This window comes from Magnetococcales bacterium, from assembly GCA_015232395.1.
GTDB lineage: Bacteria > Pseudomonadota > Magnetococcia > Magnetococcales > JADFZT01 > JADFZT01.
Window position 1 is genome coordinate 31,843 of record JADFZT010000039.1, and the last position, 9,620, is coordinate 41,462.

General features: G+C 56.1%; 6 protein-coding genes. 3 read left to right on the plus strand and 3 right to left on the minus strand.

The features are described 5' to 3' along the window. Window positions 1–81 precede the first annotated feature (81 nt). The 3 genes from HQL52_11915 (at window position 82) to HQL52_11925 (ending at window position 6,737) form a co-directional block, all read left to right on the plus strand. Window positions 82–4,971: an NAD-glutamate dehydrogenase gene (locus HQL52_11915; GenBank protein ID MBF0370152.1), complete on the plus strand. Its 4,890-nt coding sequence runs from the start codon at window positions 82–84 to the stop codon at window positions 4,969–4,971. Window positions 4,972–5,147: 176 nt separating this feature from the next. Then, complete coding sequence (cysC, locus tag HQL52_11920; GenBank protein MBF0370153.1) at window positions 5,148–5,759, plus strand: adenylyl-sulfate kinase; 612 nt, start codon at window positions 5,148–5,150, stop codon at window positions 5,757–5,759. 318 nt (window positions 5,760–6,077) lie between these two features. After that, the gene (locus tag HQL52_11925) at window positions 6,078–6,737 is read left to right on the plus strand and encodes a hypothetical protein (protein MBF0370154.1); all 660 of its coding nucleotides are present in this window, start codon (window positions 6,078–6,080) and stop codon (window positions 6,735–6,737) included. 12 nt (window positions 6,738–6,749) lie between these two features. Here HQL52_11925 and HQL52_11930 read toward each other — a convergent pair whose 3' ends face one another. The 3 genes from HQL52_11930 to HQL52_11940 all read right to left on the minus strand — a co-directional run. Then, the gene (locus tag HQL52_11930; protein ID MBF0370155.1) at window positions 6,750–7,103 is read right to left on the minus strand and encodes a hypothetical protein; all 354 of its coding nucleotides are present in this window, start codon (window positions 7,101–7,103) and stop codon (window positions 6,750–6,752) included. Window positions 7,104–7,392: 289 nt separating this feature from the next. Then, the gene (locus HQL52_11935) at window positions 7,393–8,910 is read right to left on the minus strand and encodes a S8 family serine peptidase (protein MBF0370156.1); all 1,518 of its coding nucleotides are present in this window, start codon (window positions 8,908–8,910) and stop codon (window positions 7,393–7,395) included. Window positions 8,911–9,007: 97 nt separating this feature from the next. Then, window positions 9,008–9,620 (minus strand): hypothetical protein (locus HQL52_11940; protein ID MBF0370157.1); only part of this gene is annotated, 613 nt, incomplete at its 5' end.

The window sequence follows — 9,620 nt, forward strand, 5'->3', positions numbered from 1 at the left end:
CCCTGCTTGAACGTCCTCCCTCCCCTGATAGGGACGTAACAGTCACTCACAACATTAAATCAACCTGAGAAAGCAAGTCCCATGGCCACTGCCGACGCTCCGGGGACCCTTCCCGAAATCGATACCCTGATGACAGCCGCCTGCAAACGGGTTCCTGAAAAGGAACGCCCCGGTCTGGCGCTCTTTCTCCGGCGAGTTACCGCAGATTTTTTGGCTACCCGGGTTCCCCTGCCCACCTCCCTCAACACCGTTTCAGGCTTGCTTGAGCTGTACCGATTCTTCCGCAAGCCCCTGGAGGACGAAAAAGAAGGGGTCAAGGTACAGGTCACCCGTGGAACCCCTTCCCAGGAGTCCGACAAACCGTCGGAAGAAACGCAACAGCTGGATGAGACCCGCATCGTGGTCCACCTGCTGGACACCCCCTTCATTTTGGAAACCCTGGGCAACTATCTCAAGCAGAGCCGTCTGACCCTTCACGTCCGGATCCACACCACCTTCACCACTCAAAGAGATGACGAAGGGGTACTCAAAAACCTGGTGGAAAACGACCCCGGCAAGGAGGGTTTCCAACGGGAAATGATCCTGGTGATTCTCACCGAAGTGGATCCGGGGGGAAGTGCCTTACGTAAGCTGCGGGAAGATCTCAAGGCGGTGCTCACTTCGGTCAAACGCTCGGTGGATGATTTTGCCGGCATGTGTCAAACGGTGGTCAATCAGGCGGAATTACTGGAACAGGACCAACGCCCCAGGGAGGGACAGTTTTTACGTTGGATCGTCAACGACAATTTTGTCTTCATGGGGGTTCAAAACCTGTCCATCGAAGGGGGAAAGCTGATTCCCAGCCCCGGCAAGGAGCCTCTGGGCATCTTCCGTGGCCCCAAGACCGAGCCCCTCCTGGATCGCATCATGCCCGGCATGCTCGATGAAATTCACACCATCCTCCACTCCCTGGAAGAGTGCCACAGCAGTGAACGGCTCTCCATCGAATATTGCCAGCACGGCCAATCGATCATCTACGCCTCGGAAGGGGTCGATTTTTTTGCGGTGCATGGTCCGGGCAAAAAGAAAAACAGCTGGGAGGTGATGCTGGTCCTGGGCCGTTTTTCCCGCACAGCCCTGGCCAATCGCGCCTCCACCATTCCGCTTCTCTCCGATCAGCTACACAACACCCTGGCCCTTTCAGGCTACAGCCAAGGCACCTATCTCCACCACGAATTTCGTTCCCTCTACGACCGCATGCCCCTGCGGGAGCTGTTCTATTCGGAGCCGGAGGTGATCACCCGGTGGATCCAGGAAATTCTCAATATTCAAGGGGATATAGATGTCCGGGTCAATGCCCGTCTGGGCCACCACGGCAACTATGTCTCTATTTTGACGGCCCTTTCCCGCAACCGCTACCACGCCCACCTGGAAGAGGAAGTGGCCGCCCTGCTGTCGGGACATCTGGACTATCCGGTCTCCTCCATTACCGTTTCGGAAACCGGAACCCTCTTTTTTATCGTCTGTTATGCCAACCACGATCCAGGCAAGCCCCTCACCTTTGACCACGGGGCCATGGAAGCCCGGGTGCGGCGTCTGGTGATGACCTGGGAGGATAAACTCCGGGACGAACTGGCTGCCACCCTCCCCCCCACCACCGCCCTCCACCGCCACAACCGCTATGCCACCGCCTTCCAACAGATTTTCAAGGAGGCCACCCCCCCGGAGGAGGCTGCGGCAGACATTCGGGTGTTGGAAGAGTTGAGAGGGGAAAAATGTTTTGAATCCCGCATCGTCGAAGAGCCCAACGATGGGGTTTTCATCAAGCTATACAACAAATCCCCCCTGGATCTGACCGGCATCATCGGCACCTTCAGCCATTTTGGCATCACCTGCCTGCATGAACTCTCCACCCGGGTGGTGGTGGGGGATGAAACCATCACCATCCAGCGTTTTGAGGTGGGGGGCAGCACCAAGGAACGCCAACTGCTCACCGCCAGTTCCGATCTCTTTTGTGCAGCACTGGAGGCGATTCATCTGGATCGCCTCTCCGACGATGAACTCAACCGCCTGGTGCTGCTCCAGGGCATGACCCCCAAGGAGGTTTTTTTGGTACGGGGTCTGCGCCAATATCTGCTCCAGGTGGATCCCAAGCGGGCGCTTTCCCAGGTCAACCGGGTTCTCACCCATCACCATCACATTACCCGGCTGCTGCTGGAAGCCTTTCTGGTGCGCTTCGATCCCGGACAAAAAGGGCGCATCAAAACCGAAGCCAAGCTCCGCAAGGGGTTTGAGCAGGCCCTGACCGAAGTGGTCAATCTCCAGGACGATCAAGTGCTCCGGGGGATTTACAATATTGTCGAATCCTGCCTGCGGACCAACTATTTCCAGCAGGAACACCCCCACGCCCTCTCCTTCAAGGTCGATTGCCAAAAGGTCTACTGCATGCAGACCCCCCGTCCCTGGCGGGCCATCTTTGTCATTGGCCGTCATATGGAGGGGATCCACCTGCGGGGGGGCAAGGTTTCCCGGGGGGGAATCCGCCATTCCGACCGGGATGAGGATTTCCGCACCGAGGTGCTGGGGTTGATGAAAACCCAGATGGTCAAAAATTCCATCATCGTTCCGGTGGGGGCCAAAGGGGGTTTTGTGGTACCCCAGCTGCGCCAACAGCCCCCTGCTGAACGCAAGGCCTGGGTGGCCGAACAGTATAAAACCCTCATCCGGGGGATGCTTGATATTACCGACAACTGGGTGGATGGTGCGGTGGTGCACCCGGCGGATACCGTCATTCACGACGATGAGGATCCCTATCTGGTGGTAGCGGCGGACAAGGGGACGGCCACCTTTTCGGACCTGGCCAACCAGATCGCCCAGGAGGAGTATAACTTTTGGCTGGGCGATGCTTTTGCTTCCGGGGGCTCCAACGGCTACGACCACAAAAAAGTGGGCATCACCGCCCGGGGCGCGTGGGAGTGCATCCGCCTGCACTTTCACGAGATGGGCCGGGATATCGAAAAAACCCCTTTCACGGTGGTGGCCATTGGCGATATGTCCGGGGATGTCTTTGGCAACGGCATGCTCGCCTCCCGACAGATCAAGCTCCTGGGAGCCTTCAACCATCGACATATTTTTCTCGATCCCGATCCCGACCCCGAGGCCTCTTATGTGGAACGGGAGCGGCTCTTCCAAAAAGCCCGCTCCTCCTGGACCGATTATGATCCTGAACTGATCTCTGAGGGGGGGGGTGTTTTCGAGCGGACGGCGAAAACCGTGCCCATCAATGATCGTCTGGGCAAACTATTGGGAACCAAGGCCAACCATCTTTCCGGGGAAGAGCTCATTCGGCATCTGCTCACCGCCCGGGTGGATCTGCTCTTCAACGGCGGCATCGGCACCTACATCAAGGCCGCCGGGGAGACCCATCTGGAGGTTTCCGACAAATCCAACGACAACGTGCGGGTCAACGCCGATGATTTACGGGCGCTCATCATTGGCGAGGGGGGCAATCTGGGGATCACCCAAAAAGGCCGCCTGGAGGTTTCCCAAAAGCACCATCAACGCCAGGCCGCCCGGGTCAACACCGATGCGGTGGACAACTCCGGCGGTGTGGATCTTTCCGACCATGAGGTCAACCTCAAGATTCTGTTCAACCACCTGCTCCAGATCGGTGAAATTCCCTCCCTGGAGTCCCGCAACGCTCTTTTAGCCAAACTTTCGGAAGAGGTCGCCGACCGGGTGCTTGAGGATAATCACATGCAGCATCAGGCGATCAGCCGGGATGTCATCCATTCAGCCCAAAACCCGGAAATCTATCTGGAAGCGTTGGAAACCCTTGAGGAGAAGGCCGGGCTTGATTTTGTCAGCGAGGATATCCCTGATCGGGAAACCTTGAGCAAACAGTTGGAAGAAGAGGGGGGCTTGCCGAGACCCCTGCTCGCCATCATGCTGGGATACACCAAGCTCTTGACCTACAACCAGCTTTTGGCCTCGGATGTGGTGGATCTTTTTTACTGCGACCGCTTTCTCTCCGACTATTTTCCCACCACGGTCTCCCGGGAGTTTGGCAACCACCTGACGGATCATTTTTTGAAGCGGGAGATCATCGCCACCGGTGTCACCAACCGGGTGATCAATCAAACCGGGGTGGGGCCTCTTTTGGCGGTCTACAACAAGGTCCGTCACAGTCGGGTGGAGTTGAACCCCCTGCCCATGCTGATCAAGGCCTATCTGATTGCCGAAACGTTGGTGGAGGCTTCCAAATTTCGCAAACGGGTGCAAAAGTTGGGGCCGGCGGTGTTGGCAGAGGTGAAATATCGGGTTCTTTCGGAGATGGAAACGGTCCTGCTGCATCTTTCCAGCTGGATGTTGAGCCACCTGGATCACGACCGCATCACGGTGGATGTGATCAACCTTTACGGCAAGGTGATCTCCAATTTCCGCTCCACCCTCTGGGATTCCCTGCCCCAACTCTTGTCAGAGGGCCGTTTTGCCCAGCTTTCCAAGCAGCGTGAAAATTTACTGGAACAGGGTTTTCCCCAATCCCTGGCCACGGAAATTGTCCTGATTCCCTATCTCAAGGACACCATGACCATTCTCCACATCAAGGAGGCGCTGCACACCCGGTTTGAGCCGGTGGGGCATCTCTATATGCGGGTGGATGACTATTTTGGGATCTCCTGGGTGGAGGAGAGCCTGCAAATGGTGCGGCTGCGGGATAAATGGGGACGGATGAACCTGGAAAACGTCCGCAAGGAGCTGTGGGAGGTACGCACCCGGCTGGTGAAGGGCATCATCACCTTCAAGCGCCAAAACGAATCGGTCGCTGAAGCCTTCGACAACTATCTGCGGGAAGTCAACTCTGAAAACGAGGAATACCAGGAGCTGCTCAATCAATTGCGGGAGCAAAATCTCCATGATCTACTCCCCCTTTCGGTGCTGGTGCGCAAGCTCAGAGAGCTGCTGCTCCACGCCCAACAGGAAGAGATGTAGAAAATCAGACCACACCGCCGCCAGGGAGGGGGGCTTGCTTGGAAATCGGCCAGGGGTAGGATGCCCCTGACCAGCGCCATTCCAGATAAAATTTGCCTCGGAGGAGATGGCCGGAACCCATGATGGTGCCGTTCGTGCCTCCGCAAACGATCCTATTATCAGGAAGGATAAGAAACATGACTGAAAAAAGCTCCAATACCGTCTGGCACCAAGAGACCATTACCCGGGATCACCGGGAAAAGTTAAATGGTCACCAATCCATGATTCTCTGGTTTACCGGCCTTTCGGGTTCCGGCAAATCCACCATGATTCATGCGGTAGAGGAGCGCCTGCACCAAAAAGGGATGCGCACTTTTACTCTGGATGGGGATAACATTCGCCACGGTCTCTGTTCAGATCTCGGTTTTTCCCACCACGACCGTCAGGAAAACATCCGCCGCATTGGTGAGGTGGCCAAGCTGTGTGTGGATGGGGGGCTGATCGTGCTGGCCGCCTTTATCTCCCCTTTCCGCAACGACCGGCAGCGGGTACGCAATCTGGTGGAACCCGGTGATTTTGTGGAGGTGTATTGCAAATGTTCCCTGGAGGTGTGCGAAAGCCGGGATGTGAAGGGGCTCTATCGCCGAGCCCGGGCTGGAGAGATTCGTGATTTTACCGGCATCTCCTCCCCCTATGAAGAGCCCCGCCAACCGGAAATCATCCTACGCACCGATAAGGACACCATCACAGTCTGTGCCGATCAAGTGGCAGAAATTGTGATGAAACGAGCGGCCATCCCCGGAAGCTGAAGCTTTTTTTCGGCAGTGCGGCGTCCTGAATCTCAGGTTTTCAGCCCGCACTGCCGAAAACAACCCCCCTGCAACGTAACAAATCGTAATGGTTTGATTTCTCCTCTTTCCCAAGCCCCTCCTGGGCACCATAAAAAATTTCACCTTAAAATTCACCTATCTCCCCCCTATCCCCCCATCTTTTGCTTGAACTTGCCGCACAAATTGATATTCTTATGGGTAGATAAATGTTAACAGGGTGCAACTTTTAAAGCTTCTTTAACATTCAAGACTCATGTCCATTTTGTTTTACTCATATCCGCCCAAAGTGAGCCCGTCATGACTGTCAATGTTGATTCCCCGGCCACGCAACCCCATTTTGAAAAGCGGGATTTCAGCCGCATTCACTGTGATGGGGAGGTGACGTTCCATTTTTCGGGTTTGGGGCAATTTACCGGGCAGGTTTTCGATCTTTCCCCGACGGCTGGCTATTTTCGTTTTGAGGCCCCGGCCAAGTTGGAGAAGAACCTGGAGGGAAGTGCGACGGTTCGGGTTGGGGAAAAGATGTTTGTCTCTTACGGGTCCATCATTCGCAAAGATGCCTCCGGCATCGCCTTTCAGCTGCGGGATGGGATGCGGATATTTAAATATGTTTCCAAATTGATCCAGCAGGCTGAAAGCTCCCCCATCAGCCGGATACTCATGGGTCAGCAGGTGAACCAGATATTGGAAACCACCATCACCAACGAGCAGGTTCACCACAAGATCAACTGTTGGGAATTTAAAAAGTGTGGCAAAGAGGGCGAATGCATTGCTGGCACTTCTACGGAATATAATGGTCGCTTTGGTGGGAAAAATGGGGGTCGCTACTGCGCCTACATCGAAGGCACCATCTGCCTGGATGCTCCCGGAGCCAAGGGACTCGACAAGATGGCGGTCTGTTTGAAGTGTGATTTTTACCAGATATTGATGGAAGAGATTTTTTCCGCCTCCCGCTGACCCCCCACCCCCTCAGGGATTTCCCCCACCCCCCAGCTGTCGATTGGGGCGGATCATTTTTACCAGGGGGTGTTTGAGAATTTCCCGGGTTTGCTCTGCTGTCGCCAGCACCACCACCGCCCCTGCCGCTTTGAGCCGTTTGGCTTTGAGACTCAGTTTGTTTTTAATAAACCCTTCCAACTCCTGGAGCAGGAGATCACGCTCCTTCAGGGAGGGGCCTTCTATGCCCATGGGGATGGCGTGCCTGTCGGAGATCAGCCGCATCTGGACTTCACGCCGGGGCAGTTCGGCTTCGACGATGAGTTCCAACGCCTCACCGTTGCCATCGAACCACCCTTGGAGTTTTGGATCGATTTTGGTGGCCATGGTCCCGTGGTATTTTTTTAAGAATGGGCCGATCAGCTGGTGTGCAGACCGGCCCATGTGGTTTGATAGTCTACTCCCCATTCCCTCTGGCTCGTCATTCCCGCGTAGGCGGGAATCCAGGGAGGTTACCGTTTGCGCTCAAAAAAACTCAAACCTCCAGGACGCTTGGGGAAGACTGAAAGCGATATATGATTGGAAGCCATTCGTGCCGGGCTCCCTGGATTCCCGCCTACGCGGGAATGACGCCTCTCAAGATACTGCGCGGGTCTTATTTTCAGGAAAAACCGCTTTAGTATCCCCGATCCAGGGCAAAGTCGATGGCTCGCAGGATATCCAGCCGACCGAAGCCGTAGCGGTGGTCCTGGCCTGATTCTCCCATATCCTCCAACGAACCCATGATCAGATCCTTGATCAGATAAGCAAGGTCTGCGCCATGTTCCTTGTTACGGATGGTGGTGGCGGAGAGGAGCAGGGCGATGGCTCCGGCGACGTGGGGGGTGGCCATGGAGGTGCCGTTCAGAAAAGAGTATCCCCCACCGGGCACACTGGAGCGCACGCTCACCCCGGGGGCGGTCAGCTCCGGCTTGGAGTAGGGTAGGGGCAGGACGGCAGGGTTGATATAATTGCTCTGGTAGATAATCTGGGTGCGGCCTCCGGAAAAACCGGCCACCCGATCCTGGGGGTCGGTGGCGCCGACCGCGAAGACAAAGGGATCGCTACCTGGTGCCCCCGAGGTCTGTTCTCCTTCGTTGCCGATGGCTGCCACCACTGGAATACCCGCCTGGAGGCAGGTAAGCATGGCCTCTGTGTAGGTCGAGGGGGTGACGGGATCCATATCGAGAGCCCCCAGGGACATGGAGATCACATCCACCCCTTTTTCCATGGCCCAGTCGATACCGGCCAGCACCTGGGCGTCGGTTCCGCCCACTTCCCCATCCAGCACCAGGGCGGCTGCCAGTTTGGCTTCTGGGGCGACGCCGATGTAGCGGCCTGATTGGTTGCCCCCCACCAGGGTACCGGCACAATGGGTTCCGTGGATGTCGGAATCCCGGGGTTGGGAGCCGGGAATTTCCTCGCCCATGGAGTTAAACTCCGCCCAGTGGGCCACCTTATCCTTCAGATCCGGATGGCTGGCATCCACCCCGGTATCCAGCAGACCGATGGTGACCCCTTTACCCTTGGATCCGTAGGTACCCCAGGCGGCCAAGGCGTTCATTTGATCCAGCCCCCAGGTGGAAGAAAGGATGGAATCGGTCTCGATGCCGAGGGCTTTGGTCTCCATGATTCTGGGGACGCTCAGGCGGCGGTTCAAGTGAATCGCCTGAATGTTTTCCACCTCTTTGGGCAGCCTGGAGAGTTCGTCGCGCATGAGGCGCAGGGGCATGGCGCGGGAGGACCAGAAACGCTGGGGGCTGGGTATCTTTCCCCCTTTGGTGAGGGGTTGCAGGGTTCGCTCCAGGGCTTTGGCCACCAAGCCTGCTTCCAGGAGGGAGTTGGTGGGTTGCAGTCCGGAATTTTTGATGGCGGCCAGGGTTAGGGCGGCGCTTTTGGCGGCGGTGCGCAGGATGGTGGCGGTGCTGGCGCTTTCGGATTTGACTTTTTTGGAGGCGACCTTTTTGAAGGGTTCCGGGAGCAGATCCCGGGAAGAGAGGGAAAACCGCCGCCGGGAGATGGCGGTGCCTGCGGCTTCCAGGAGTTTTTTCTTCTGCTTGGGATCGGAAGCCATCTGCACGATCACTTCCATCTGCTCGCCACCCTCATCCAAAATTTTTTCTACTTGTTGTTTTAAGCCACTAAAATCAGCCACATCGTCCCCCATTGGTTGTTATTTCAGACAAAACAAAACACCCGCCAATCTCCACAAAAAGGCTCCCTGAGCTTGGCTTGATCATCCATCCAAAACCTCACGGATCCACCCAGTAGGCCGCGACAAAAATTTCCCGAAATTTGGGATCCTGAGAGTGGATCATGCCTTTCAAATCCTCAACCCGTTGTTCCTGGCCATAAGCGACATCCCGAATGCAGTGGGCGATTTGCAGGCCGGGATGATCGCTGTCTCGGGTTAGTTGAGATAGTTTTTCAAACAAGGGCGGCCCCTCTTCGTCTTCCCGAACCAGTCGATACCAAACATCCAGGAAGAGCTGGCAAGCCGCTTCCCAATGATCAGATGGTGTCGGGTTTCCCTGAGAAAAGGCGATCACAATTCGCTCCCATTCTTCAGGATCAACCAGGGTGATTCTCTCTGGAATCTGGGGCAACACTCCTACACGTAATGCTTCCAGCCACTGGATTTTCGGGGTCAAATTCAACAGCTCACAAACTGTTTCCAGAATAGGATGATAGAGAGATTCATCCTCCTGAATAGTCTGAAATAAACTGAACTTATCTTCATTCCCACCTTTTATTGATTTCTTGTGAGCCAGATCCCGAGCCCGAGCCCGATCCAGATCCCGATCCCGATCCCGATCCAGAGCCCGATCCAGAGCCCGAGCCAGATCCAAATCCAGAGCCCGAGCC